The following is a 25,440-nucleotide window of genomic DNA, read 5'->3' as shown; positions in this document are numbered from 1 at the left end:
GCGAAAGCGTCACTCGACCACATGGCGCCCCTCCGCGCGGGCGCTGCACGCGCCGCGGAAGGCGCAGCGCTCGCAGTGGTCGCCCGTGGTCGGGGTGAACCGCTCGTCGAGGACGCGCCCGGCCGCGGTGGCGAGCAACTGCCCCACCCACTCGCCGTCCGGCGGCTCCTGGGCCTGGACCTTGGGGACGTCGTCGCCGCCGTCCTTCTTGGCGGCGCCCTGCCGTAGCTGGACGAGCTCCGCGCCGCCCGCCTCGGGGCGCCCGCCCTCGAAGAGGTCGTCGACGGCGCCCTCGCGCACCGCCAACTGATAGGCCGCCAGTTGGGGATGGTGCTCGACATCGCCCCGGGTCACGGCCTGCTTGCCGGTCTTGAAGTCGACGACATAGGCGTGCCCCTCGCCGTCCGTCTCGACGCGGTCCATGCTGCCGCGGATGCGCACCTTATAGACGTCGGCTTCGAGCGTGACGTCGAAGGAGTGCTCGGTGGCGACCGGGGTGCGGCCGCCGCGCTCCATCACATGCCAGTGCAGAAAGCGCTCCAGGGCCGCCCGTGCCTGCTCCTTCTCCTGCCGTGACTTCCAGGGGGCGTCGAAGGCGAGCGCGTCCCATACGGAGTCCAGGCGCTCCATGAGGACCGCGAGATCGGCCGGGGTGCGTCCGGAGGCGACCTCGTCGGCCAGGACGTGCACGACGTTGCCGAAGCCCTGGGCGGCCGTCGAGGGCGCGTCGGCCTTCACCTCGCGCCCCAGGAACCACTGGAGCGAGCAGGTGTTGACGAGCTGGTCGAGGGCGCTGCCGGACAGCGCCACGGGCCGGTCCCGGTCGCGCAGCGGGACCTCGCTGTGTGTCGGCTCGTGCAGCCCCCACCAGCGGTGCGGATGGGCGGCCGGGACCAGCGGCCGGCCCTCCTCGTCGCGCAGCGCCGCGAGCCGCGCCAGCCGGCGCGCGGCGGCGTCGCGCAGCGCCTCCGAGGCATCCGGGTCGACGGTGGTGGCGCGCAGCTCGGCGACGAGCGCGGCGACGGACAGCGGGCGGCGCGGCCGCTGGGTGACGTCGGTGGGCGGGACGCCGAGTTCGGTGAGGAAGCGGGAGGGCTGGTCCCCGTCCTCGGAGGCGGCCTTGACGGCGGTGACCACGAGCCGCTCCTTCGCGCGGGTCGCCGCCACGTAGAACAGCCGCCGCTCCTCGGCCAGCAGCGCGCCCGGCGGCAGTGGCTCGGCCAGTCCGTCCCGGCCGATCCGGTCGGCCTCCAGGAGCGAGCCGCGGCGCCGCAGATCGGGCCACAGCCCCTCCTGCACCCCCGCGACGACCACCAGGGCCCATTCGAGCCCCTTGGCGCGGTGGGCGGTCATCAGCCGTACGGCGTCGGGGCGGACCATCCGGCGGGAGAGGGTGTCGGCGGCGATGTCCTGGGCGTCGATCTCCTCCAGGAAGTTGAGGGCGCCGCGGCCGCCGGTGCGCTCCTCGGCGCGGGCGGCGGTCTCGAACAGCGCGCACACCGCGTCGAGGTCACGGTCCGCGTTCCGCCCGGCGGTGCCGCCGCGCTGCGCGGCCCGCTCCAGCCGCCCGGGCCAGGAGGTGCCGTCCCACAACTGCCACAGCGCCTGTTCGGCGGTGCCGCCCCGGGCCAGCGCCTCCCGGGCGGTGCGCAGCAGCGGCCCGAGCCGCTGGGCGCCGCGTGCGTACGCCGGGTCGTGGACGGCCAGCCGCTCGGGCTCGGCGAGCGCCTCGGCGAGCAGGACGTCGGAGGGGCGCGGCACCGCGCGTCCGGCGGACCGCTCCTCCTCGCGCAGCGCACGGCCCAGGCGGCGCAGATCGGCGGCGTCCATCCCGCCGAGCGGCGAGGTGAGCAGGGTCAGGGCGGTCTCGACGCCGAGGACCGCGGACAGCCCGCCGCTGTCCGGCAGCGCGGCCGTGGCGGCGGCCCGCAGCGCCGTCAGCAGGGGGGCCACGGCGGGCTCATGGCGCAGCGGGATGTCATCGCCGTCCACCTCGACGGGGACTCCGGCCGAGGTGAGCGCCCGGCGCACACCGGGGATCGAGCGCCCCCCGGCGCGCACCAGGACGGCCATCTCGCGCCACGGCACCCCGTCCTCCAGATGGGCGCGGCGCAGGATGTCGGCGACGTTGTCGAGCTCGGCGCCCGCGGTGGGGTACGTGTACGCCTCGACGCGGCCGCCGTCGCGGACGGCCGCGAGCTCCCGATGCGCCCTTACGGCTCGCGCGGGCAGCCGGGTGAGCGGCATCCGGCCGGTGATCCGCCGGGTGGCCGCGAGCAGGACGGCCCCCGAGCGGCGGGAGACGGTGAGGACCTCCATGTCGGCGGGCCGGCCGTCCGCCCGCGGGAAGTCCTCGCGGAAGCGGAGGATGCCGCCCACGTCGGCACCGCGGAAGGCGTAGATCGACTGATCGGGGTCGCCGAAGGCGAGCAGGGTCCTGCCGCCGCCCGCGAGCGCCCCCAGCAGCCGGCCCTGGGCCACGTCGGTGTCCTGGTACTCGTCGACGAACACGGCGTCGTACCGCCCCGCCAGCTCGGCCGCGACCTCCGGCCGCCCGGCGAGCAGCACCGCGCGGTGCACCAGCTCCGCGTAGTCCAGCACCCCCTGGGCGTCCAGGACGTCGAGGTACTCGGCGAGGAAACCGGCCGCGGCGGACCAGTCGGGGCGCCCGGTGCGCTCGGCGAACTCCCCCAGCGCCCGTGGGCCCAGGCCCAGCTCCCGGCTGCGGGCGAGCACCGCGCGCACCTCGTCGGCGAAGCCCCGCGTGGTCAGGCAGGCGCGCAGGTCGTCGGGCCAGCGGACGAAGGCCCGGCCCTCGCGCGCCAGCTCGGCCTGGCCGGCGAGCAGCTCCCTGACGACGACGTCCTGCTCCGGCCCGGAGAGCAGCCGCAGCGGATCGACGAAGAGATCGACGTCCTGGTGGGCGCGGACCAGGGCGTAGCAGTAGGAGTGGAAGGTCGTGGCCCGTGGGGCGCTCGCGCCGCCCAGGCGCGCGGCCATGCGGTCGCGCAGTTCGACGGCGGCCTTACGGCTGAAGGTGAGCACAAGGAGCCGCTCGGGGTCCGCGCCCTCGCGCACCCGGCGGGCCACCGCCTCCACGAGCGTCGTCGTCTTGCCCGTACCGGGCCCGGCGAGCACCAGCAAGGGGCCGCCCCGATGCTCAGCCACAGCGCGCTGCGGTGCGTCCAGGACAGGAAGGGCTCCGGGCTCCGGCCGATGACGGAGCAGGCGGTAGACGCCCGAGGACGACTGCCGTGAGGAGGGCTGCCGCGCCTGCCGCTGCCGTGGAAGGGACGAGGGGGAGGAGCTCACGTTGGATCGCCGGTCCTGGTGGGTTGGCTGGGTGCGGGACAGCCTCTCATGCACGGCGGGACCTCACCCGTATGGCTGTGGATACCGCCGGTACGACGACTGCGGGCGCGGCGCACAGCAGTACATCCCCGCACGCCCGGCACGCCGGTACGGCCCCACGCGCACGGCACATCGGTACCGCCCCGCGCGAATCGCACACGCGTACGACCCCGCGCACACCGCGCCCCGGCACGGCCGCACGTCCACCCTCCCCCGGCACGGCCACCGCGGCCCCGGAACATCACCGCATGCGGCCCCACTACCGGCCGTGGTCCTGCCCGCCCCCGTCCCACCGCGCCCTGGCCATGTCGATCCGCGGCAGATGGCCCTCGGCCGAGCGCGCCGCCTCGCGCAGCGGGGTGCCCTCCTCGCGGTAGTGGTCAAGAGCGCGCAGCTCATGGCCGGGCAGCAGCGCACCGTCCGCGCGCACCACCCGCCACCACGGCACGGCGCCCCCGTAGAGCGCCATCACCCGCCCCACCTGGCGCGGCCCGCCCTCCTCCAGCCATTCCGCGACGTCCCCGTAGGTCATCACGCGGCCGGAGGGGATCGACTCGGCCACGTCCAGCACCCGCTCGGCGTACTCGGGCAGCTCGTCAGCGCTGTCCCCGTCCTCCGGCTCCCTGCTGTCCCTGTTCTCCCGGCTCATCCGCCCCATCCTGCCGCACCCCTCCGACAGCCCCGCCGACGGCCGCGCCGAGCGCCCCGTGAGCGGTGGCGAGGGGCCGCTCGGGGGCGGATTGCGGTTCGATCACGCATTGTGCGGGAATCCTCAGCAGGGCGTACCATTCGGGGTTCACGTCCCCGAAATGCACCCTGATGCCCCCCTCCGCAGCCCGGGCATGCCACCATCTTCCGGGCGGTGACTGGTGATACGAGATCAAGAAGAGACGGCGAAGCAGCAGGGTGCGCAGCCTCCGGAGGAGGAGGCCCGCACCCCGGAGTCATTGCCGCACTCCAAGGCGCCGTCCGGCGGCCGGCAGGAGCCCCCGGAGGCGGGGGATGACTGCGGCCCGGACGGACCGGAGGGCCATGTGGACCGGGTCTCCGGGGACGAGCCGCTGCTGCCCGCCCGTGTCCACCGTCCCGCCGATCTGCTGCGGCTGCTGCTCGGGGTCCTCGGCATGGCCGTCGTACTGGCCATCGCGGCCTTCGCCCACGGCACCACCGCGGGTCTGGAGAAGGACATCGGGCACGGCGCCAACCAGGCGCCTCCACTCCTGATCGACTTCGCGGGGCTCACGGCCGGGGTGGCCGTCCTCGTCCTGCCGGTGGCCTTCGCCTTCGAGCGGCTGATCAAACGGGACGGCCTGCGGATCGCCGACGGTGTGCTGGCCGCGGTGCTGGCCCACGGCGTGTCCCTCGCCACGGACCTGTGGGTCGCCAGGGCCGCCCCCGGCTCGATCCGCGAGGCGCTCACCCAGCCCGCGCCCGGCGGCGCCTTCAGCGACCCCGTGCACGGCTATCTCGCCCCTGTCATCGCCTATATGACGGCCGTCGGCATGGCCCGGCGCCCGCGCTGGCGGGTGGCCATGTGGTGCGTACTGCTGCTCGACGCCTTCGCGGTGCTCGTGGGCGGCTACACCACACCGTTCTCGATCATCCTTACGGTGCTCATCGGCTGGACGGTGGCCTACGGCACGCTCTACGCGGTCGGCTCCCCCAATGTGCGCCCCACGGGCCAGAACCTGCTCGCCGGGCTGCGCCGCGTCGGCTTCAACCCGGTCAGCGCCATGCGCGCCGAGGAGCCCGAGGACGTGCACGGCGGCCACGGCGACCGGAGCCGCCGCTATCTGGTCACCCTGGAGGACGGCCCGCCCCTGGACGTCACCGTGGTCGACCGGGAGCAGCAGGCCCAGGGCTTCTTCTACGGCGTCTGGCAGCGGCTGACCCTGCGGACGATCACCCCGCCCCGCAGTCTCCAGTCGCTGCGCCAGGCCCTGGAGCAGGAGGCGCTGCTCGCCTACGCGGCCATCGCAGCCGGGGCCAACGCGGCCAAGCTGATCGCCACCTCCGAGCTGGGCCCGGACGCCGTGATGCTGGTCTACGAGCATGTCGGCGGGCGTCCGCTGCACGCCCTGCCGGACGCGGCGATCACCGATGAGCTGCTGGCCGGGGCCTGGCACGAGGTCCACGCGCTCCAGTCGCGGCGCATCGCCCACCGGCGGCTGGACAGCGACGCCCTGCTGGTCGACCGGAACGGCACGGTCATCCTGACCGATCTGCGCGGCGGTGAGATCGCGGCCGGTGACGTGGTGCTGCGGATGGACGTCGCACAGCTCCTGACCACCCTGGGCCTGCGCGTGGGCGCCGAGCGCTCCGTGGCCGCCGCGGTGGCGGTCCTCGGCCCGGACGCGGTCGCCGACAGCCTGCCGCTGCTCCAGCCCCTGGCGCTCGGCCGGGGCACCCGCGCGACCCTGCGGCAGCTCGCGCGCGAGCGCGCCCAGCGCCAGCGGGACGCCGTCCTGGAGGCGTCACACGCCGCCAAGGAGGCCAAGGAGGCGCGGGACGCCGAGGAGACGAACGCCCAGGAGCCCGGGGCCCCGGAGGCGGCCACCAGCGACCGCAGGACCAGCAAGGCCGAGAAACAGGCGGAGAAGCGCGCCATAGAGGAGGCCGTGGAGGACGCCCGCGAGGAGGATCTGCTCTCCCAGATCCGGCAGCAGGTGCTGCTGGTGAGGCCGCAGGCGCCGATAGAGCCCGAGCGGCTGGAGCGCATCAAGCCGCGCACCCTGGTCAGCTTCTGCGCGGGGGCCTTCGCCGCGTACTTCCTGCTGTCCCAGTTCACCCATCTCAAGCTGGGCGCCCTGGTCGGCGAGGCCAACTGGATCTGGGTCATCTTCGCGCTCCTCTTCTCGGCGCTCACCTATCTGGCCGCGGCGCTGAGCCTGCTCGGCTTCGTCCCGGAGAAGGTGCCGCTGCCGCGGGCGGTGCTGGCGCAGGTCGCCGCCTCGTTCGTGAAGCTGGTGGCGCCCGCGGCGGTCGGCGGCGTCGCGCTCAACACCCGCTTCCTGCAGCGCGCGGGGGTGCGGCCGGGGCTCGCGGTGGCCAGTGTGGGCGCCTCCCAGCTGTTCGGGCTCGCCAGCCACATCGTGCTGCTGCTGACCTTCGGCTACATCACCGGCACCGAGCGCACCCCGGCGCTCTCGCCGTCCCGGACCGTGATCGCCGGGCTGCTGACGGCCGCCGTGCTGGTCCTGGTGGTGACCGCGATCCCCGTCCTGCGGAAGTTCGTGTCCACCCGGGTGCGGTCGCTGTTCGCGGGCGTCATCCCGCGCATGCTGGACGTGCTGCAGCGGCCCAAGAAGCTGCTCACCGGCATCGGCGGCACCCTGCTGCTGACCGCCGCCAACGTGATGTGCCTCGACTCCGCGATCCGGGCGTTCGGCGGTGAGCTGAGCTACGCGAGCATCGCCGTCGTCTTCCTCGCGGGCAACGCCCTGGGGTCGGCGGCGCCCACTCCCGGCGGTGTGGGCGCGGTCGAGGCCGCCCTGATCGCGGGTCTGACCTTCGCCGGGCTGCCGTACGAGACCGCCGCGCCCGCGGTGCTGCTCTTCCGGCTGATGGTCTTCTGGCTGCCGGTGCTGCCCGGCTGGGTGGCCTTCACCCACCTCACCCGCAGAGAGGCGCTGTAGGGGCCGTGAAGGCCCCGCCGGAGCCCTCCCGCGGGCACCGGCCGCCCGGCACCCCTCTCACCCGTACGCCCCCGCTGTGCGCGCGCGGGCCGCCCGCCGCCCGCAGGATGGCGATACGCCGCCACCCCCGGGAGGGCCGCCGTGTCCCGACCTCTGCGCCTCGGTGCGCTGTCCACCGCCCTGCTGCTGGCCGTCCTGGCCGCCGGATGCGGTAGCGGCGGAGGCCGGCCGGACACCTCGGCCCATCAGAAGCTGCACTGGTCAAGCTGCCCCGCCCCCTCCCCGGACCAGGACGCGGCCGCCACCAAGGCCCCGGGCGGGCAGTGGGAGTGCGCGACGCTCCATGCGCCGCTGGACTATCGCAAGCCGCACGGCCGGACCATCGGCATCGCCATGATCCGTGCCAAGGCCACCGACCGGCGCCACCGGATCGGCTCGCTCATCTTCAACTTCGGCGGCCCCGGCGGTTCGGGCGTGGCCACCCTCCCGGCCCTCGCCAACAGCTACAAGCAGCTACGCACCCGCTACGACCTGGTCAGCTTCGATCCGCGCGGGGTCGGGGAGAGCGCCGGGGTGCGCTGCCTCGGGGACCGGCAGCTCGACGCCTACTACGCCGCGGACTCCACCCCGGACAACAAGGCCGAGGTGAAGAGCCAGCTCCGCCGGGTCAAGACCTACGCCGCCGCATGCGAGAAGAACTCCGGCACGATCCTGCCCTACGTCGGCACCACCAACGCCGCCCGCGACATGGACCTCATGCGGAGCGTCCTCGGCGACAAGGAGATGCACTACTTCGGCGTCTCCTACGGCACCGAACTCGGCGGCGTCTACGCGCATCTGTATCCGAAGAAGGTGGGGCGAGCCCTCTTCGACGGGGTCGTGGACCCCATGCAGACACCCGAGCAGGGCGCGCTCGCCCAGGCCAAGGGGTTTCAGCGCGCCCTCGGCGACTATCTGAAGGCATGCACCAGGAGCAGCGTCTACAGCTGCCCCAGCCAGCCCCGGATCCGCTCGCTGCTGAAGCGGCTCGACGGCCATCCGGTGCGCGGCTACGGCGGCCGGAAGCTGACCGAGTCCCTGGCCGACGGTGGCATCGCGCAGTCCCTCTACTCCCGGGACTACTGGCAGTACCTCACCCAGGGGATCGCGGGCGCCCAACAGGGCGACGGCAGAATCCTGCTGGCCCTGGGCGACGCCTTGAACGGACGCGGCCCGGACGGCCACTACAGCACCCTGCAGTCCGCGCTGACCGCCATCACCTGCGCCGACTTCAAGCAGCGCTATACGGTCGCGGACATCGAGCGGAAGCTGCCCGCCTTCCGTAAGGTCTCCCCCGTCTTCGGCGACATGATGGCGTGGGGCCTGACGCAGTGCACCGACTGGCCGGTCCGCGGCGCCTGGACCACACCCGACGTGAGCGCCAAGGGGGCCGCGCCGATCCTGGTCGTCGGCAACACCGGTGACCCGGCCACCCCGTACGAGGGCGCGGGGCGGATGGCGAAGGAGCTGGGGCCCGGGGTCGGGATCGAGCTCACCTACAAGGGCGAGGGCCATGGGGCGTACGACAGCGGCAACGCCTGCGTCCGAAAGACCGTCAACGCCTATCTGCTGCAGGGCAAGGTGCCGGGGAAGGGCAAGATCTGCGGCTAGGCCCGGGTCCGCGCCCGGGCCCGCCTCGCGAACCGTGACGGCATTGAGAAGAAGTACGGACGATTCCGCCCGCGCCTCCTCATAGGATCTCCGGATATGCCGAGTTCCCCACGCACCATACGGACCAGGGCGCTGGTCTCCATGACCGCCATAGTCGCCCTCATCGCCGTCGCGGGCTGCGACGGAGACGGGGGAAGCGAGCAGGGCAAGGCGTCGGCCAAGCCCTCGGCCCCGGCCCCGGCCGCGCCCTCGGACTCCGGGCTGCCGGGCTCGCTCACCGCTCAGAAGCTCAACTGGTCGTCCTGCCCTGCCCCGACCACGATCCAGGGCACCGGTGAGAAGCCGGGAGATGAGTGGGAATGCGCCACGCTCAAGGCGCCGCTGGACTATGCGAAGCCCAAGGGCGAGACGATCGATCTGGCCATGATCCGTGCCAAGGCCGACGGGCCGGGCAAGCGCATCGGCTCCCTGGTGTTCAATTTCGGCGGACCCGGCGGCTCCGGTGTCTCCTCGCTCCCCGGTTTCGCCGCCGCCTACGACACCTTGCGCTCCCGCTACGACCTGGTGAGCTTCGATCCGCGCGGGGTCGGGGAGAGCGCCGGGGTGACCTGCCAGAGCGACAAGCAGATCGACGCCTCCGACTCCGTCGACGGCACTCCGGACGACGACGCCGAGGTCAAGACAGCGATGGCGGACGCCAGGGCGTTCATCAAGGGTTGCCAGAAGCGTTCCGGCACGGTGCTCGCCCATGTGGACACCGTGAGCGCCGCCCGCGACATGGACCTCATGCGGCAGGTGCTCGGCGACGACAAGCTGTCGTACTTCGGCATCTCCTACGGCACCGAACTCGGCGGCGTCTACGCCCACCTCTTCCCCGGCCGGGTGGGACGCGCGGTCCTGGACGCCGTGGTCGACCCCACCGAGGACCCCGAGCAGGGCTCCTACGGCCAGGCGAAGGGGTTCCAGCTTGCGCTGGACAACTACCTCAAGGACTGCGCCAAGAAGGGCGCGGCCTGTCCGACCGGCGGCGACCCGGCGGCCGGTGCGGACCGGATCGTCGGCTTCCTGAAGCGGCTCGACAAGAAGCCGCTGTCCACCGAGAGCGGCCGCAAGCTCACCCAGGACGGGGCGCTGGGCGGTATCGCCGCCGCGCTCTACGACAAGGAGAGCTGGAAGTACCTGACGATCGGGCTGCAGGAGGCGATGCAGCTCGACGAGGGCAATCTGCTGCTGGCCATGTCGGATTCGATGTCCGGCCGCGACGACGACGGCCACTACAGCAACATCAACGCCGCCAATGCCGCCATCAACTGCGTGGACGACAGGCAGCGTTACACGGTGACCGATGTGAAGGCGCAGTTGCCGCGCTTCCGTAAGGCGTCACCGGTCTTCGGCGAGTACCTGGCCTGGGGCCTGCTCGGCTGCACCGACTGGCCGGTGGACGGCACCACGGACACTCCGGACGTCAGCGCCAAGGGCTCGGCGCCGATCCTCGTGGTCGGCAACACCGGCGACCCGGCCACCCCGTACGAGGGGGCGCGGAAGATGGTCAAGGAGCTGGGCGAGGGCGTGGGTGTCGAGGTCACCTACAAGGGGCAGGGCCATGGCGCGTACAACAGCGGCAACGCCTGTATGACGAAGACCGTGAACGCCTATCTGCTGGACGGGAAGGTGCCCGCGGGCGGCAAGACCTGCCGGTAAGGGGCTCACGAAGCACTGAGGGGGCCGGGACCGCCGTAAGGGGCTCATGGAACGGCAAGGGGGCCGGACCCGCCGTCGGTGCGGCGGGTCCGGCCCCCTGGTGCGCGGTGCGTCAGAAGATCAGTAGACCGGCTTGTCGGGCTCGATCTGGTTGACCCAGCCGATCACGCCGCCGCCCACATGGACGGCGTCGGAGAAGCCCGCGGACTTCAGGACGGCCAGGACCTCCGCCGACCGGACACCCGTCTTGCAATGCAAGACGATCTTCTTGTCCTGCGGAAGGTCCTGGAGGGCGCCACCCATCAGGAAGTCGTTCTTCGGGATCAGCCGGGCGCCGGGGATCGAGACGATCTCGTACTCGTTCGGCTCGCGGACATCGATGACGTCGATGTTCTCGCCGTCGTCCATCCACTCCTTGAGCTGCTTGGGAGTGATCGTCGAACCGGCCGCCGCCTCCTGGGCCTCCTCCGACACCACACCGCAGAACGCCTCGTAGTCGATCAGCTCGGTGACGGTCGGGTTCGGACCGCAGACCGCGCAGTCCGGGTCCTTGCGGACCTTGACCTGGCGGTAGGTCATCTCCAGGGCGTCGTAGATCATCAGACGCCCGACCAGCGGGTCGCCGATGCCGGTGAGCACCTTGATGGCCTCGGTGACCTGGATCGAGCCGATGGAGGCGCACAGCACGCCCAGCACGCCGCCCTCGGCGCAGGACGGGACCATGCCGGGGGGCGGGGGCTCCGGGTACAGGCAGCGGTAGCAGGGGCCGTGCTCGGACCAGAAGACCGACGCCTGGCCGTCGAAGCGGTAGATCGAGCCCCAGACGTACGGCTTGTTCAGCAGCACGCACGCGTCGTTGACCAGATAGCGGGTGGCGAAGTTGTCGGTGCCGTCCACGATCAGGTCGTACTGGGAGAAGATCTCCATCACGTTGTCCGCCTCGAGGCGGCCCTCGTGCAGCACGACGTTGACGTACGGGTTGATGCCCAGGACCGAGTCACGGGCGGACTCCGCCTTGGGGCGGCCGATGTCCGCCTGGCTGTGGATGATCTGGCGCTGCAGGTTGGACTCGTCGACCTCGTCGAACTCCACGATGCCGAGCGTGCCCACGCCGGCCGCGGCGAGGTACATCAGGGCCGGAGAGCCGAGGCCGCCCGCGCCCACACAGAGCACCTTGGCGTTCTTCAGCCGCTTCTGCCCGTCCATCCCGACATCCGGGATGATCAGATGGCGTGAGTACCTGCGGACCTCGTCGACGGTGAGCTCGGAAGCCGGCTCGACCAGCGGTGGCAGCGACACGGGGACTCCGTAAGGGAAGGGAGCAAACGGTTCACCCCCGCGTGAGCGGGGAGGTTTTCTTCCTGTAACACTGCCACGCCCCATCTCATTCCATGACACGTGGTCCGAGTCGCGAGACGATCTCGTCCCAGTAGCCGGGCAGGGCCTTCCAGGGGGAATCCGCGCAGGTCCGCCCCTCAGGATGGGCCGTACGGTCGGTGAAGTAGATCGTGCCCGCCCCCTGCCAGCGGGCGATCCTCAGCGCTTCCTCGAGATGGCGGCGGGGAACGCCGTGCACCTGGTGGCAGAACCGTTCGGGCGGATACCCCGCCGTCCACTCGGCCACCTGGGACCAGCGGTAATCCGCCCACGACCCCCGGAAGGTCACGAGCTGATCGGCGAGCTCCATATAGCCCTCATGCGGGTGGATGCCCTGGCCGAGCACCAGATACGCCCCGCCCAGCAGCGCGCGCAGCGTGGCCACCGTACGGCGGACGTCCGGCAGACCGGGGCGGTCCACCGGGCAGCGGTCCAGGCAGAAGCCGTCGACCTGGTACCAGTCCAGGAAGTGGTTCGCGTCACTGATCAGCTCGCCGAAGGGGCGGGTGCCGCACCGCAGGTCGAGGTGGCCCAGCACCCGTACGCCCGTGGCGCGCAGCCTCGACGCCGCCGTAAGGCAGTGCGGATCCCTGCTCGTGCCGGGGCCGCGGGAGACGTTGAGGACCGCCCAGTGCAGGGGCGTGCCGGGGCGGGTGAGCTCGGCCCACTCGGTGGGCGCGACCAGGGGGTGGGCGTAGCCGGGCACTCCGAAGCCCAGCCGGTCGGCGGTGGCCGGGGTGTTGTGCGAGGGGCCCGCGGGGATCAGATGCGACATGCCGCCTCCATCCAGATGTCGGCGAGCGACTCCTCCAGTGGGATCCGGGAGCGCCAGCCGAGCCGGTCGCGGGCGGTGCGCACATCGGCCTGCTGCCAGCTTCCGCAGCCGTCCGGATAGGGATAGGTGGTCGCGTTGCCGGAGCCTCCCGGGCCGCCGCCGTGCTCGGCCGCCGCCTGGGGGTGAGCGGGCGCGTGGCCGTAGGCGGTGGCATGGGCGTGGGCCGTGCCGTGGTGGGCGGGCGCCGGGATATGGCCGGCGGCGGCTGGGACGCGCCCCGGCGGGGCGTCGATCTCGTGCAGGGCGCCGCCGAAGCCCGCGACCCTGGCGAGCACGGAGGCCGCCTCGCGGAGCCGTACGGCCCGCCCGGTGCCGATGTTGACGACGCCCTGCGCCGCCGACAGCGAGGCCGCGTGGACCGCCCGCGCCACGTCCCGTACGTCCACGAAGTCGCGCTGCACGCCGAGGCCGCTCAGCTTGAGCTCGCTCTCGCCGGACTGCATCGCGCGCCGCATCGCCTCCGCGAGCCGCCCCAGCGGCGAACCGGCCGGAGTGCCGGGCCCCACGGGCGAGAAGACCCGCAGCACCACCGCGTCAAGACCGGAGCCCAGCACCAGCTCGGTCGCGGCGAGCTTGCTCACGCCGTACGGGCCGCCGGGGCGCGGCACGGCGTCCTCGGCGGTCGACGAGCCGGGCTGCGAGGGCCCGTACTCGGCGGAGCAGCCGATCTGGACGAGGCGGGCGCCGCAACCGCTGCGGCGCAGCGACTCGCAGACGGTCGCCACGGCGACGGTGTTGTGCCGGGTGAGCTCGCGCGCCCCGCCGCGGGTCGCCCCGGCGCAGTTGATCACGACGCCGGGGTGGACCGCGTTGAGGAAGCGGGTGAGCGCCCCGGGACTGCCGTTGGAGAGGTCGAACCGCACATCGGCGTCATCGCCGCGGCCGAGCGCGGTGAGCTGGACGGCGGGGTCGGCAAGCAGGTGTTCGGCGACGTAGCGGCCGAGAAATCCGCCGGAACCGAGCAACAGGACTCTCATCGGTCGCGCCTCCCCGTGCCGGCGCGCTGATCGGTCGTGTCGCAGCTCATGTGGTTGCTCCTCGGACTCGTCAAGGGGGGAAGGACGGGGGGTGGCGGGTTCGGTGAGCGCCTTACGGGGCGCGGTCCGGGGCGGTGCCGGTGATACGAGCGGTATGGGCGGTACGCGCGCCCGGGCCGCCGTGGGCGGAGGCCCGGCACAGGGCGCCGAACGCGTAGATCAGCAGCGCGAGCGCGGCGGCACCGCAGGCGGCCGCGGGGATGGCGGCCGTGCCGTGGGCGGCGGTCAGCCGTGCCACCGGCGCACCGAGCGGCCCGGCGCCCGGCAGCCGGGCGGCGGCGGCCGTCGCCAGGGCCGCGGCCTGGACCGCGCAGGCCACGGCGGTGCCGATCAGCGCGGCCCCGCGGAAGCCGTGGACGGCGAGCAGCCGGGCGAGGAACAGCAGCGCGCAGAGCGCCACGACGGCCGCCTCGGCCATGGAGGGCGGCGTGGCGGCGGGGGGTGATCCGGGCACCGTCAGCCGGGCCGCGAGCACCAGGGCCGCCAGACCGCAGAGGAAGGCCGTCACCACACCCGCGAACAGCGGGCGCACCCCTGCCGCGAACTCCTCCAGCCCACGGCTGACCGCCAGCCTGCGGCGCGCCCTTACGGCGAACCAGCGGGCACACCACGCGGCGGGCGCGACGGCCAGGGCGAGGAGGACGGCGGCCTGTGTCGCGGGCGCCGCTTCGTAAGGGCGGCGTCCGTCGAGGAGCCCGGTGAGCAGCCAGTCCCCGACGGCGGCGTAGCCGAGGAGCCAGCCGGCGCCGAGGGCGTACGCGATACGGCCCCCGCGTCCGCTGCCACGAACGCGCAGGGGCCCGCGGCGCAGGCACAGCCACAGGGCGATGACCGTCAAGGCGGCGCCGCCCGCGCCCACGGCGAGGCCGACGGTGGCGTCCTTACGGATGGCATCGACGCGGAGGACGGCGGAGGCGGTCGCCGCGCACAGGGCGCCCGGCAACAGCCACAGCGCCCCGAGCGCCATGCGCGCCGCCAGCGCGCGCCCCGGCGCGGCAGCGGCCGGGGGCGCGGGCTCCTCGGCGCGCGGCACCCGGGCGTACAACTCCTCGGCGAGCGAGAAGACATCGCGATGCCGGAAGCGTGCGGCGGGGCGGTCCGTCACACCGTGGGCCTCCAGCCCAGCGGCGATCTCCAGCGGATCGACGGCGCGGGCGCACAGGTCGTGGTGGTGGTGCATCAGCACCCGCACCGGATCGGCGGGCCCGCGCCGCCCCTTGCCCTGTCCCCTCCCGGCGCCGGTGCGCGCGGACGCCTCGTCCGGCCGCCGGGAGACCGGCACCCGGACCTCGGACAGGGCGCCGAGGCCGCGGTCGGAGGAGGCGCGATCGAACGGGCCGTTCCCCCGGGGAGGCGTGGTCATGCGCCCTCCTCGGACGGCCGCGGGCCCACGCCCAGCGGCTCACGCGGCGGTGGGGTGGCCCAGGCGGGGGTGTGCTCCGGGGCGGAGCGGGAGGCGAGCGGGCCGGGCAGCCAGTGGCCGAAGCCGTCACCGTCGCGGCCCGCGGTCCAGCGCCCCGGGACATGGGCCTCGGCGGGGCGGGCGAACGGCAGCGGCCCGCCGCCCTCACCGACCTCCTCGCGCCGCACCGGGCAGTGCGACATCAGCTCCAGATAGATCCCGCGGAAGGCCGCGACGTTCTGCTCGACGGTGAAGAGCTCCAGCGCACGGGCGCGCGCGGCGGCGCCCAGGCGCGCGCAGCGCTCGGGGTCGCCCAGCATCGCCAGGCACGCATCCGCGAGCGCCCGGGGATTGCGCGGGGGCACCACGAGCCCGGTGCCGCCGATGACCTCGCATACCGCGCCCACATCCGTGGACACCGTGGCCCGTCCGCAGAACATCGCCTCGACCAGCCCGACCGGGAAGCCCTCGACCACGCTGGACAGCACCACGACGCCGCCCGCCCCATAGGCGTCGGCCAGGGTCGGCACCTCGGGGTCGCCGAGCCGCTCGAAGGAGACCGGGTTGTCACCGGCGGAGTGGGCGTCCGCCGCCTCGTCGGGGAAGAGATGCTCGGCCAGCGCCCGGCAGTGGGCCGGATAGCCGTCCGTCTCCGGGTCCTCGCCGTGCCGGGTCTCGATGATCCTCAGCCGGGCGTCCGGCTGCCACCTGCGCACCTCCGCGAAGGCGTGCAGCAGGGCGATGACGTCCTTGGGGGGCTCGATCCGGCCCACCCACACCAGCGTCCGGTCGTCGCCGCCGGACTGGGCAGCGCCCTGCTCGCCGACCTCCGCGAAGCGGGCGGCGTCCATGCCGGGGTAGACGGTGCGCAGCCGCTCCCGCTCGGCGCCGCACCGCTCCTGCCAGCGGCGCGTATGCGTATTGCCCGGGGTGATCAGATCCGCCCGTGCGTACGCCTCGGCGGCCAGCCGGCCGTGGAACGTGGCCAGCAGGGTCCGTACGGGCCCGGGGAGCGGCCGGCCGTCCGCCGCGTCGCCCCCGCCCGCCAGATAGCACTCGCGCAGCCGTACGCCGTACTCGGTGAGCAGCAGCGGTGTGCCGAAGCGGCGCTTGGCCAGCAGCCCGGGCAGTACGGCCGCACCGCCGGTCGCGGCGTGGCACAGGTCCACCCCGGACAGCCCCGGATCACCTCCGGCGCCCTCGCCGTACCAGTCGAGCGACAGCGGGCGCAGCGCGCGCTCCAGCGCCTCGGTGACGGTCAGCAGATCGGCCACCCGCACCTGGTGGGCGCCGTGTGGCGCCCCAAGGGTGCGGCAGGCCCGCTCCAGCGTCCTTACGGCGTCCTCGGAACGGAGCGCGGCGGGCAGTCCGCCGTACTCCCCGGCAAGGTCGGCGAGGCCGTGGAGACCATTGGCGAAACGGTCCGCCTCGGCCGGGGAGCGGCCGGGCACGCCGGAGCCATGGGGCGCGCCGGAACCGTAAGGCGCGCTGATCGCCGCGGCCAGCTCCCCGAAGTGCTCGGCGAACCGCCGCCGCTGCCGTCGGCCGCCAAGCCCGCCCCGCCGGCGCTCCGGCTCGCCCCACAGCGGCGCGGTGCGCACCAGGCCGACGTGGCGCGGCAGATCGCCCCAGCCTCCGGCCTCCTGGCCCGGGCCGCGGCTGAGCGCGTACACCTCGAAATCATGCTGGGCGAGGCCGCGCACCAGCCGGTCGCACCACACCCGCGCATCACCGGTCGCATACGGATAGCCACCCTCCGTAAGCAGTCCTACGCGCATGAGCGCACCCCCGATCTTCCAAACGGGCCGTCGTCCTGCCGCCGTCACCGGCGGCGGCCGCCGTCAGGCAGCGGGAGCACGTTATGCGCGCAGAGCCCCGGTGCGACGGACGGTTGTCCGTCGCACCACCGGAAGGGGTGAACGCACGTGACCTATCGGGAATTCAGGCGTTGGGGCGCGCTATACGCGCCAGCGCGGGGCCGTCAGCCCTTGGGGAACGGCCAGGCGTTGGGGCGGCAGGTGGCGCCGTCCGTCGACAGGAACTTGGTCTGCTGCATCATCACCGGCGCCAGCGCGCCCTGCTTGGGGCAGATCTCATGGTTGTGGCCGAGACGGTGGCCGACCTCGTGGTTGATGAGCATCTGGCGGTACAAGTGCATCTTGTCGTCGCCGTAGGTCCTGGCGCCCTGCGCCCACCGATAGGCATTGATCATGACGCGCTCGGTCGACGCCGAGTCGCAGGAGACGTTGTCCTCGGTGGTGTCGAGGCCGGACTTGGCGCACCACACCGCCGTGGTCCCGGGACTCGCGAGGGTGATGACGAAGTCCGCATGGCCGGACGAGACCCGCTCGAAGGTGCGAACGCCACCATGCGCCCAACTGCGGTCGTCGTTGAGCGTCTTGTGCACGGCCTCGGCGAACAGCTCGCCGTCGAGCGGCAGTCCCTTCTCCACATCGACGCGGTAGCGCATCATCTGGCCCCGGCCGGGGGCCTTGTCGTGCCCGCCGACGGCCTGGAAGGAGCCGGAGCCGCGCAGCTTGGCGTCGAGCGGGAAGACGGTCGCCATCTTCGCGTCGTAGGTGACGGGGGCCGCCGGGCCGGCCGAGCGGGCCGCCCCGCGACCGTCGTCGGTGCGGGAGTCGCGGCCGCCGCGGGCGGCGGCGTCGCCACGCTCCGGGCCGTCCTGGGCCTGCGTCTTGCCGCCGCTGTGCGGTCCGCTCGCGACCTGTCCGGCCACCACGACGGCCAGCACGGTGGTCACGGCCGCGGCGGCGACACCGGTGAAGGTGCGCCCCTTACCGGTCTTGGTGACGCCGCGCGCCCCCTTGCCCGCGGGACCCGTCTCGTCGTCGTCCGGTCCGCTCCCGCCGTCCCCGCCGGAGCCGCCGCCGATCCCGTCGGAGGGGGTGGCCGCCCGCTGCGTACGGCGCTGCGGGGGCACTCCGCCGGGCGCCCCGGCGGCGAAGACGTCATCGCCGTCGCAGTCCAGGGCGTCGGGGGTGTCGAACGCCTGGACGTACTCCTTGCGCGGGCCGGGCATCAGACCGGCCGCGCCGCCCGTGCCGCCCGTGGTCGGGCGCTGCGGCGGGTTCATGGTGCGCATGCCGTAAGGGGGTCGCTGGCCACCGGGACCGCCGGGGCCCCTGGCTCCGCCCGGACCGCCGCCGCGGCCACCGACCGCGCCCCAGCCGCCGCCCGCCTCGCGCTGCTCGGGATGCCCGCCCCTGGTGCGCGCGGCGGGGCCGCCCGCTCCGTGAGGCAGCCTCGGCACGCCCTGCGGCGGGGTCACACCGGGATCCACGGCACCGGGCCCCGCCGCGGCGCGACGCCGTCCGGTGCCCGGTCTGTCGTCCTCCGGGGCCGGGCCGGATGCGGTGTGCTCGACGAACTCGGGGCCCGAGCCCTGCCCCTGTTCGGAGCCCGCCGCCGCGGACCGGCGCTCCCGGCCCTCCTGGCTGCCACGTGCGCTGTGTTTACCCACGCGCCGCACCGCTCCCGTCCGCACCGGACGCCGGTACGGCCCCCCGCGCCTTCCGGCTGTCCCGGTCATCTCGTTCTTCAACGCCGTCGAGCAGCTCGCGCATCCCGCGCGCCACCGCTTCGGGATACTCCATCATCGCCACATGCCCGGCGTCCAACAGCGTCAGCAGACGCGAGTCGCGGAAGGTGGCGTTCGCCCGCTGCGCCATCCTTACGGACACCAGTTGGTCGCGGCCGCCGTAGACGAGCAGCGTCGGGGCGAGCACCCGCTCGGCCTGGCGCCACAGGGAGTGCTGGCCGCCCAGGGCGTACGAGTCGACGACACCGCGTGCCGAGCGGCTCAGCGCGTCCCAGAAGTACGGGAGGGCGAGCCTGCGCTCGAACTCCTCGACCGCGTAGGCGAAGTCCTCCCGGCCGACAAGGGACGGGTCGCCGAAAGTGAGCAACATCACTTCGCGGGTGCGCCGCTCCGCGTCCCAGTCCTTCGTCATGCGGGTGAACAGCCGGGTCACCCCGGGCACCGCGAGCAGACCGGTCGGCACCGCCGTGCGCTGCGGGCGCAGCTCGGGCAGCGCGGGCGAGACGAGAGTGAGGGTGCGCACCAGATCCGGCCGCACCGCCGCGACGCGCGTGGCGATCGAGCCGCCCATCGAATTGCCGACCAGATGGACCGGCCCGCGGTCCTGCGCGTCGAGATAGCGGATCACGGCGCGGGCATGGCCGGTTATGGAGTAGTTGCCGTCGTCCGGCGGCGGGGAGTCGCCGAAACCGGGGAGGTCGAGCGCCTCGCCCTCCACTCGGTCGGCGAGCAGTTCCATGAGCGCCGACCAATTCTGCGAGGAGCCGCCGAGGCCATGCACGAAGAGCGCGGGCGGCAGCCCGGAGGCGGACGGCGGACGGCAGCGCACGGTCATCGTGAGCCCCGGAACGGAAGCGGCCCGCAGCTTCTCACCCGCTCCGACCCGCACGGAGCTCGCGGGCGGGACCGCCGCGACGATGCGGGCTTCCGGCGGCTCGGTCGAAGACATGCGCCAATGTTACGAGACGATCACGTACGCGACCGTGTGTTCACGCTCACAGACCGCGTAGCGTCCGAAAGTGACCTCTCCTAGGCTCGTAAGTCACAGGGGCGATCGCCTTGCCCCTGGGTAGTCGCCAGTGGGTAAGCCCTCAGTGGGACGCCACCTGTGGCGGCCGCCAGTGGCAGCCGCCACAGGGCACAGGGAAGGGGAGTACATGTCCATCGACCCAACCGACCCCGACACCTTCGAGGACTCCGTCGAGAACACCGACGAAACCGCCGTGTACGACGTCGAGGCTCCCGAGGCGGACGCCGCCGAACAACATCGCGAGGTGATCGCCCGCCGCGACGAGCCGCTCAGGGCGGACGAGTTCGTGGAAGCCAACGAGGCCGACCGCGCGGAGCAGGCCCGGGTGGTCGAGGTGAACGAGGAGGACTACCGATGACCTGCGTCATTTGTGGGCTTTTCATAGAGTCCGGTCCGTGAAATTCTCCGCACGAACCGCGCGCCGCCTGTTACCGAAAAGTACGATGGCGGACGCGATGGACATCGTGCATAGGGATCATTCATTGGGAGGCGGCGTGACAGCCATCGAGCAGACCGAGGCGCGCCCACGGGGTACGCGCCTTCCGCGCCGAGCCCGACGTAATCAGCTCCTGGGGGCCGCTCAGGAGGTCTTCGTGGCCCAGGGCTACCACGCGGCCGCGATGGATGACATCGCCGAGCGCGCCGGGGTCAGCAAGCCAGTGCTCTACCAGCACTTCCCGGGCAAGCTGGAGCTCTATCTCGCCCTGCTCGACCAGCACTGCGAGTCCCTGCTGCACGCGGTGCGCACCGCGCTCGCCTCGACCACCGAGAACAAGCAGCGCGTCGCGGCGACCATGGAGGCGTACTTCGCCTACGTCGAGGAGGAAGGCGGCGCCTTCCGGCTCGTCTTCGAGTCCGATCTGACGAACGAGCCCGCGGTGCGCGAGCGCGTGGACCGCGTCTCGCTGCAGTGCGCCGAGGCGATCAGCGAGGTCATCGCCGAGGACACCGGGCTGTCCAGGGACGAATCGATGCTGCTGGCCGTGGGCCTCGGCGGGATCTCCCAGGTGGTCGCGCGCTACTGGCTCTCCAGCGAGAGCGAGGTGCCGCGGGAGACCGCTGTGCAGTTGCTCACCTCGCTGGCCTGGCGCGGTATCGCGGGCTTCCCGCTGCACGGGGCCGAAGGCGGGCACTGAGCGCCCGGGCGTCATTTCCGGCCACGAGGGCGCGGGGGCGCGGCGCCGCGAGCGCTCGGGACCGCTGAGCGCTCGGGGCCCGAGAGGGCGTGTTCGCGGCGGCGGGTGTGTTCGCTGCGGGCGTGCGCCCGCGGCCCCCGGCGGGTGTCCCGGCACGGCTAGTGTGTGCTGGGTACAGCGCGGATGGCCGCGCTACCCCAAATGACCGTCGGAGGGACAAGGCCGTGGAGGTCAAGATCGGCGTGCAGCACGCGCCCCGCGAGATCACTTTGGAGAGCGGGCAGTCTGCCGAGGAGGTCGAGCGCCTGGTGGCCGAGGCGCTCGGCGGCAAGTCTCAGGTGCTGATCCTGGAGGACAGCCACGGCCGTAAGGTCCTGATCCCGGCCGACCGGCTCGCCTACATCGAGCTCGGCGAGCCGAGCGCCCGCAAGGTCGGTTTCGGCGCGGCCTGACGTATTCAGCCGACGGCGGCGGGGTTTGGTGGATCTTCCACCAAACCCCGCCGCCGTTTGTGTGCGCGTACACACGCCCCCGGCACTCCGGGCACCACAGACCGCCCCCGTGGGCAGGGTTGCCTTCGCTTGAGCGCGGGTAGGACGGGCTCGACCGACGCGTGATCACGTGTCGGTTCCGATCCGCTTACGGGAAGGACGCGCCAATGCTGTTCTGGGAAGCGCTCGCCTCGGTACTGATCGGTCTCGTCATCGCGTACGGGGCGCTCCAACGGCTCCCCCGAAGGCTGCCCGCGCGGCGCCTCGTCCTGTCCACCGGCCCCGCCGCCGCGCTGCTGGGCGCTCTGCTGACCCATACGGTGCTGGGCTCCGGGCACACGGCGCCCGTGCTGATCGTCGCGCTCGGCTTCGCGGCGGCCCTGCTGTCGCTGCTCATCCGCCCCGCCAGGACGCGCCGCCAGCGTTCGGTCCCGGCGTAGGCCCCGTCCGGCAGCTCTTCGCGGGCCCGCGACGCCTGGCACGGCGCCCCCGGATACGACCAGGGGCGCCCCCTGGGAGGCGCCCCCTGCTCCAGACGCCGAGGTCACAGGCGCGAAGATCCGCCCGAAGGGCTTAGGCGGCGAGCCCCAGGGCGGCCATCCGCTTGGTGTGGGCCTCGGTGATCCGTGAGAACATCCGGCCCACCTCCGCCAGGTCGAAGCCGCCCGCCAACCCGCCGACCAGCATCGTGGAGAGCGCGTCACGGTCCGCGACCACCCGCTGGGCCTGCGACAGCGCCTCGCCCATCAGCCGCCGCGCCCACAGTGCCAGCCGCCCGCCGACCCGCGGATCGGCCTCGATCGCGGCACGCACCTTCTCGATCGCGAACGACGCGTGCCCGGTGTCGTCGAGCACCTGGAGCACCAGATCGCGGGTGTCGGAGTCCAGCCGGGCCGCGACCTCGCGGTAGAAGTCACTGGCGATCGAGTCGCCCACATACGCCTTGACCAGGCCCTCCAGCCAGTCGGACGGCGCGGTCTGGCGGTGGAACCCGTCCAGGGCCGCCGCGAACGGCTCCATCGCCGCCGTCGGCTCCTCGCCGACCGCCGAGAGCCGGCCCCGAAGCCGCTCGAAGTGGTGGAACTCGGCGGACGCCATCTTCGCCAGCTCCGCCTTGTCCTCAAGGGTGGGCGCCAGCTTGGCGTCGTCCGCCAGCCGTTCGAAGGCGGCCAGCTCGCCGTAGGCGAGGGCGCCGAGCAGATCCACCACGGCGGCCCGGTACTGCGGATCGGCGGCCGCCGTGTCCCAGTTCTGGGCGGCGATCCCGGTGGGCGCCGGGGCCTTCTCCCCGCTGCCCTCCCCCGAAGCTGCGTGGTCCCCGGCGCGGTCTCCGGCGGGCGCGGCGGGCGTCTCAGGCGTGTCAGGCGTCTCCATGGAGCGCACAATAGCGCTCCGCGCCCCGGGGAAGGCCCTGGTCAGCCATGCCCACGGATGCCCCGCATCGGACTGCCCGGTCACAGATGCGTGCTTCCGGGGTACAGTGATAAATGCGCCCGTCGAGTATCGGCGGGTTGTTCCACGAATGCGGATGCCCGGTCGGTGGCCCGATCGGCTCCAAACCCGACCGCCCTCCGCGCGGCGCGCATCACTTTTGCGTACGGCAGGAGGGACCCGCTCGCGGCGTGAGCGCTCGAGCGAAGGCCGTGGTCCCGCGCCGAACCGGCCATCCCCAAGGCCGGTGCACCCGGGCGCCGTGCGACCCCCTTCGCCGCTTCTCGCCGCGTCTCACAGAAGAGGCAAGCATCCTGACCACTTTCCGAGAACTCGGGATCCTCCCCGAGACGGCCGAGGCCCTGGAAGCCGTCGGCATCATGTCCCCGTTCCCCATCCAGGAGATGACGCTTCCGGTTGCCCTCTCCGGCACCGACGTCATCGGCCAGGCGAAGACCGGCACCGGCAAGACGCTGGGCTTCGGCCTGCCCCTGCTGGAGCGCGTTGTCGTCTCCGCGGACGTCGAGGCGGGCCGGGCCAAGCCCGAGCAGCTGACCGACGCCCCGCAGGCGCTCGTGGTCGTCCCCACCCGCGAGCTGTGCCAGCAGGTGACCAACGACCTGCTGACGGCCGGCAAGGTCCGCGCCGTCCGCGTCCTGTCGATCTACGGCGGCCGCGCCTACGAACCGCAGGTCGAGGCCCTGAAGAAGGGCGTCGACGTGGTCGTCGGCACCCCGGGCCGACTGCTGGACCTGGCGGGCCAGAAGAAGCTTCGGCTCTCCTCCGTCAAGTCACTCGTCCTGGACGAGGCCGATGAAATGCTCGACCTGGGCTTCCTGCCCGACGTCGAGAAGATCATCCAGCTGCTGCCCGCCAAGCGCCAGACGATGCTCTTCTCGGCCACCATGCCGGGCCAGGTCATCTCGCTGGCCCGGCGCTATATGTCGCAGCCCACGCACATCCGCGCCACCGCGCCGGACGACGAGGGCGCGACCGTGGCCAACATCACCCAGCATGTCTTCCGCGCCCACTCCATGGACAAGCCGGAGGTCGTGGCGCGGGTGCTGCAGGCCGATGGCCGCGGCCTCGTGATGATCTTCTGCCGGACGAAGCGGACCGCCGCCGACATCGCCGATCAGCTCGCGCGCCGTGGCTTCGCCTCCGGCGCGGTCCACGGCGACCTCGGCCAGGGGGCGCGCGAGCAGGCGCTGCGCGCCTTCCGTAACGGCAAGGTCGACGTGCTGGTGTGCACCGACGTCGCCGCGCGCGGCATCGACGTCGAGGGCGTCACGCATGTGATCAATTACCAGTCGCCCGAGGACGAGAAGACCTATCTGCACCGCATCGGCCGTACGGGTCGCGCGGGCGCCTCGGGTATCGCCATCACGCTCGTCGACTGGGACGACATCCCGCGCTGGCAGCTCATCAACAAGGCGCTGGACCTGGCGTTCCATGAGCCGGAGGAGACGTACTCCACCTCCGAGCACCTCTTCGAGCTGCTGAACATCCCCGCGGGCACCACCGGTGTGCTCCCGCGTGGTGAGCGCACCCGGGCGGGGCTCGCCGCCGAGGAGATCGAGGACCTGGGCGAGACCGGAGGCCGGGGTGGCCGCGGCCGCCGGGCCGCCGCCCCGGCCACGGAGGAGCGCCCCCCGCGCAACCACCGGGTACGCCGCCGCACCCGTGGCGGTATGACCACGGACGGCACGGGCGCCCCGGAGGGCGCGGCGGCGGCCGAGTCCGCCGCCGACACCGCCGAGGGTGCCACCGAGCCCCGACGGCCCCGCCGACGCCGCCGTACGCGCGGCGGTGCCGCGACGGCCCACCCCGAGGCGGCCACGGCCGCCGTCGACACGGCGGAGGCGGCCCAGCCGGAGGCGGAGCCCGCTGAGGCCTCCGCGAAGCCGCGCCGCCGCCGCACCCGGGGTGCCGCCAGGACCGCCGAGGCGGCGACAGCGGGCGTCGAGACGGCCAAGGGCACCGAGGGCGCCACGGAGGAGTCCGCGAGCACCGTCGCCGTCGAGTCGGCGGAGACCGCGGTGATGACGGTGGAGGCCACGGAGGCTGCCGTAGAGGCACCCGCGAAGCCGCGCCGCCGTACCCGCGCCAAGGCCGCCGAGGCCGCCCAGACCGCCGTGGAGACGGCCGAGGGCACGACGGACGCGGTGAACGGCGCCGAGACCGTCGAGGCACAGCCGGAGGCCGTGGAGGCCCCCGCCAAGCCGCGCCGTCGCACCCGCGCCAAGGCTGCCGAGGCCGCGGAGGCCGCTGTCGACACGGCCGAGGGCACCGCCGAGGCGGCCACGCCCCGGCGCCGCACCCGCGCCACCGCCAAGGCCGACACCGCCGACGCACAGCCGGAGACGGAGGCCACCGAGGCCCCCGCCAAGCCGCGGCGCACCCGCGCCAAGGCCACGAAGGCCGCGGAAGCCGCTGTCGAGACCGCCGAAGGCACCGCCGAGGCCACCGACACCGCCGAAGCCGCCAAGCCGCGCCGTACGCGTGCCAAGGCCGCCGAGGCCGCGGAGGCCGCTGTCGACACGGCCGAGGGCACCGCCGAGGCGGCCACGCCCCGGCGCCGCACCCGCGCCGCCACCAAGGCCGACACCGCCGACGCACAGCCGGAGACAGAGGCCACCGAGGCCCCCGCCAAGCCGCGCCGGACCCGCGCCAAGGCCGCCACGGCGGCACCGGCTGCGGACGAGGCCGGGGCCGAGACCGCGCCCGCCAAGCCCCGGCGCCGTACGCGCGCCAAGGCTGCCGAGGCCGTCGAGGCCACGGCCGAGGGCTGACGCGCAACCGCGC

18 protein-coding genes are annotated in these 25,440 nt (G+C 73.5%); 8 read left to right on the top strand and 10 right to left on the bottom strand.

From position 1 onward, the window contains the following. Positions 1-9 precede the first annotated feature (9 nt). Complete coding sequence (locus STRVI_RS06145; protein WP_251982861.1) at positions 10-3,228, bottom strand: ATP-dependent helicase; 3,219 nt, start codon at positions 3,226-3,228, stop codon at positions 10-12. Positions 3,229-3,610: 382 nt separating this feature from the next. Further along, a complete protein-coding gene (locus STRVI_RS06140; protein WP_014054751.1) occupies positions 3,611-4,000 on the bottom strand; it encodes an MGMT family protein in 390 nt (129 codons plus the stop codon). Positions 4,001-4,220: 220 nt separating this feature from the next. On the opposite strand from STRVI_RS06140, the gene STRVI_RS06135 reads away from it, so the two are divergent. The 3 genes from STRVI_RS06135 to STRVI_RS06125 all read left to right on the top strand — a co-directional run bounded on the left by STRVI_RS06135 (position 4,221) and on the right by STRVI_RS06125 (position 10,337). Then, positions 4,221-6,986 carry a flippase-like domain-containing protein gene (locus STRVI_RS06135; RefSeq protein WP_014054750.1) on the top strand — a complete coding sequence of 922 codons (2,766 nt, stop codon included), beginning with the start codon at positions 4,221-4,223 and terminating at the stop codon, positions 6,984-6,986. A 141-nt stretch (positions 6,987-7,127) separates the two neighbouring features. Next, positions 7,128-8,636 (top strand): alpha/beta hydrolase, encoded by a 1,509-nt coding sequence (locus STRVI_RS06130; protein ID WP_014054749.1) that lies wholly within the window; start codon positions 7,128-7,130, stop codon positions 8,634-8,636. A 96-nt stretch (positions 8,637-8,732) separates the two neighbouring features. Beyond that, positions 8,733-10,337, top strand: a complete 1,605-nt coding sequence (locus tag STRVI_RS06125) for an alpha/beta hydrolase (RefSeq protein ID WP_014054748.1) — start codon at positions 8,733-8,735, stop codon at positions 10,335-10,337. 120 nt (positions 10,338-10,457) lie between these two features. Here STRVI_RS06125 and moeZ read toward each other — a convergent pair whose 3' ends face one another. The 7 genes from moeZ to STRVI_RS06090 all read right to left on the bottom strand — a co-directional run bounded on the left by moeZ (position 10,458) and on the right by STRVI_RS06090 (position 19,496). Continuing rightward, positions 10,458-11,636 carry an adenylyltransferase/sulfurtransferase MoeZ gene (gene moeZ / locus STRVI_RS06120; protein WP_014054747.1) on the bottom strand — a complete coding sequence of 393 codons (1,179 nt, stop codon included), beginning with the start codon at positions 11,634-11,636 and terminating at the stop codon, positions 10,458-10,460. 85 nt (positions 11,637-11,721) lie between these two features. Beyond that, positions 11,722-12,489 carry a spherulation-specific family 4 protein gene (locus STRVI_RS06115; RefSeq protein ID WP_014054746.1) on the bottom strand — a complete coding sequence of 256 codons (768 nt, stop codon included), beginning with the start codon at positions 12,487-12,489 and terminating at the stop codon, positions 11,722-11,724. Beyond that, positions 12,477-13,526, bottom strand: coding sequence for an NAD-dependent epimerase/dehydratase family protein (locus STRVI_RS06110; RefSeq protein ID WP_014054745.1), 1,050 nt, complete (start codon positions 13,524-13,526; stop codon positions 12,477-12,479). The genes STRVI_RS06115 and STRVI_RS06110 overlap by 13 nt, the downstream gene beginning before the upstream one ends. Before the next feature lie 112 nt (positions 13,527-13,638). After that, positions 13,639-14,949, bottom strand: a complete 1,311-nt coding sequence (locus tag STRVI_RS06105; protein ID WP_014054744.1) for a hypothetical protein — start codon at positions 14,947-14,949, stop codon at positions 13,639-13,641. Then, positions 14,946-16,766 (bottom strand): DUF3492 domain-containing protein, encoded by a 1,821-nt coding sequence (locus STRVI_RS06100; protein ID WP_014054743.1) that lies wholly within the window; start codon positions 16,764-16,766, stop codon positions 14,946-14,948. The genes STRVI_RS06105 and STRVI_RS06100 overlap by 4 nt, the downstream gene beginning before the upstream one ends. A gap of 203 nt (positions 16,767-16,969) precedes the next feature. Then, the gene (locus STRVI_RS06095) at positions 16,970-18,478 is read right to left on the bottom strand and encodes a DUF3152 domain-containing protein (RefSeq protein ID WP_014054742.1); all 1,509 of its coding nucleotides are present in this window, start codon (positions 18,476-18,478) and stop codon (positions 16,970-16,972) included. Continuing rightward, entirely contained in the window at positions 18,462-19,496 is a 1,035-nt protein-coding gene (locus STRVI_RS06090) for an alpha/beta fold hydrolase (RefSeq protein ID WP_014054741.1), read from the bottom strand. Before STRVI_RS06090 ends, STRVI_RS06095 begins: the two co-directional genes overlap by 17 nt. A 208-nt stretch (positions 19,497-19,704) precedes the next feature. Between STRVI_RS06090 and STRVI_RS06085 the strand changes: the two genes are divergently transcribed. From STRVI_RS06085 to STRVI_RS06070, 4 genes are all read left to right on the top strand, one after another. Then, a complete protein-coding gene (locus tag STRVI_RS06085; protein ID WP_014054740.1) occupies positions 19,705-19,935 on the top strand; it encodes a hypothetical protein in 231 nt (76 codons plus the stop codon). Between the two features lie 136 nt (positions 19,936-20,071). Next, a complete protein-coding gene (locus STRVI_RS06080) occupies positions 20,072-20,713 on the top strand; it encodes a TetR/AcrR family transcriptional regulator (RefSeq protein ID WP_014054739.1) in 642 nt (213 codons plus the stop codon). Between the two features lie 224 nt (positions 20,714-20,937). Next, the gene (locus STRVI_RS06075) at positions 20,938-21,165 is read left to right on the top strand and encodes a DUF3107 domain-containing protein (RefSeq protein WP_014054738.1); all 228 of its coding nucleotides are present in this window, start codon (positions 20,938-20,940) and stop codon (positions 21,163-21,165) included. Positions 21,166-21,371: 206 nt separating this feature from the next. Continuing rightward, positions 21,372-21,644, top strand: a complete 273-nt coding sequence (locus STRVI_RS06070; protein ID WP_014054737.1) for a hypothetical protein — start codon at positions 21,372-21,374, stop codon at positions 21,642-21,644. Between the two features lie 133 nt (positions 21,645-21,777). Here STRVI_RS06070 and STRVI_RS06065 read toward each other — a convergent pair whose 3' ends face one another. Next, the gene (locus tag STRVI_RS06065) at positions 21,778-22,587 is read right to left on the bottom strand and encodes a ferritin-like fold-containing protein (RefSeq protein WP_014054736.1); all 810 of its coding nucleotides are present in this window, start codon (positions 22,585-22,587) and stop codon (positions 21,778-21,780) included. Positions 22,588-23,015: 428 nt separating this feature from the next. Between STRVI_RS06065 and STRVI_RS06060 the strand changes: the two genes are divergently transcribed. Then, the gene (locus STRVI_RS06060) at positions 23,016-25,427 is read left to right on the top strand and encodes a DEAD/DEAH box helicase (RefSeq protein ID WP_251982565.1); all 2,412 of its coding nucleotides are present in this window, start codon (positions 23,016-23,018) and stop codon (positions 25,425-25,427) included. Positions 25,428-25,440 lie beyond the last annotated feature (13 nt).

The organism is Streptomyces violaceusniger Tu 4113 (genome assembly GCF_000147815.2).
Classification (GTDB): Bacteria; Actinomycetota; Actinomycetes; order Streptomycetales; family Streptomycetaceae; genus Streptomyces; species Streptomyces violaceusniger_A.
The sequence above is the reverse complement of the archived record's forward strand: the minus strand, read 5'-3'. Positions and strand labels throughout refer to the sequence as shown.